General features: G+C 39.7%; 2 protein-coding genes. One reads left to right on the forward strand and one right to left on the reverse strand.

Annotated features, from left to right (window positions below):
- Window positions 1-86 precede the first annotated feature (86 nt).
- Window positions 87-566: a 2-oxo acid dehydrogenase subunit E2 gene (locus ACYVLS_RS09015; protein ID WP_460323740.1), complete on the forward strand. Its 480-nt coding sequence runs from the start codon at window positions 87-89 to the stop codon at window positions 564-566.
- A 43-nt stretch (window positions 567-609) separates the two neighbouring features.
- Here the strand turns inward: ACYVLS_RS09015 and ACYVLS_RS09020 are convergent, their stop codons facing one another.
- On the reverse strand, window positions 610-1497 hold the full coding sequence (locus ACYVLS_RS09020) for a LysR family transcriptional regulator (protein ID WP_460323742.1): 888 nt from the start codon (window positions 1495-1497) through the stop codon (window positions 610-612).
- Between the last annotated feature and the right edge of the window lie 178 nt (window positions 1498-1675).

Consider the following 1675-nt stretch of genomic DNA (forward strand, 5'->3'; position numbering starts at 1 on the left):
ATTTCTGGAAAAAGTCATCCCTTGCGCCAGCAATTGACTTTTTTGGAAATTTTAACGAAAACCATTTGTGACGAAAGTAACAATCTGTGGAAATCATTTATTCTAAGTTTTATGCAACACTAGTGATTGTCTACCATAAAGACATCAACATGTCGATTGCGGTTGCGACAGATGAACATTTATTTGTCCCAGTCATTCACAATGCCGATCATTATTCATTAAGCGGACTGTCCAAGGAAATCAGTCGTCTAGCCGGTCTGGCCCGTGACGGTAAATTGAGCAGCAGTGATATTTCCGGTGGTACAATGACGGTTAATAATACCGGCAGCTTTGGCTCAGTGCAGTCTATGGGAATCATTAATCACCCGCAGGCAGCTATTCTACAAGTGGAAAGCATCAACAAACGTTTCCTGCCAACTGAAGATGGCGGCTTCAAGACAGCGGATATGGTCAACTTATGCTTGTCAATTGATCACCGCATTATCGATGGCCTGCAGGCTGGACGCTTCCTTCAGGATGTCAAAGAAAACTTAAGTAAGTTCACTGACGAGTCCAACTTGTATTAAAAAAGCCTTACCCAGATTAAGAGTAAAGCTTCAGAAACTGCAGTCAGTTTTTCTTAATTTCGTCTATCAGCTCATTAATGGCTTTTGTGGGAGCTTTTCCTTTTTTCAAAGCCACACCGATTGAAAAGTAATCGTTCTTGTCTTTGAGAGGAACCCACTTAAGTCCGTTGAGAGCACCGATGGATTTGTATTCAATAGGAAGAAGACAGATGGAATCAAGTGTCTGCAGACTGTACAAAAGAACTTGAAGATCATCGTGATACATGACAATATTAGGCTCAAAGCCCAGATGTCTGCTGCGATCGAGGAGCATTTGACCGACCATGAAGTTTTCGTTCAGGGTGGAAAATCGCTGATCTTTTAAATCTTCAAATTTCAGTTCAGTTTTTTCAGCCAATGGATTGCTTTCGGGCATGACAACATGGACGTTGTAGCCTTTAGTCGATGTATTGAGCGCTTCGATTGAAATGGAATTGGACTGAGTATTTGGAAACGAAACCAGTCCGATATCCAGTTCATCGTTAGCCAGCATCTTCTGAATTTTACGGGAACCGTTTTGCGTAATAATTAAATCAACATTCTGATGCGTCGCGATAAAATTAGAAATCTGCTGCATGTACTGGACGGCAAATAAAATCGTCAAGCCAAGTCGGATGGTTTCTTTTGTATCCGATTTCATGTGTTGTATTTTATGTACCATATCATCAAATTCCTCAACAATGTGCATGCCTTTTTTATAAAGAAGTTTACCTGAACGAGTTAGATTAAAGGACTTTTCATGTGGGTGAAACAGTTTAGTATTTAGTTCAGACTCGAGCTTTTTGAGAGTAAAGGACAAGGTCGGCTGTGTAACAAAGAGGTTCCGGGCCGCTTGAGAAAGATTTTTAGTGTTAGCGATTTCAATGAAGTATTTTAATTGTTTGATATCCATAAGAACCATCCTTAAATTTATGTGCTAATTCTTTAATTATACACGAGGAAAGGGATAAAGTCCATATAATTGTGTAAAAGCAAAAAGGCCATGTAAGGTCCTTTTACGGTACAATGTTTTTAACCACAAAAACATACCCAGGAGGACTTTACATGACCCAAGTACATTTTACACTGGA

Source organism: Alkalibacterium psychrotolerans (assembly GCF_054784355.1).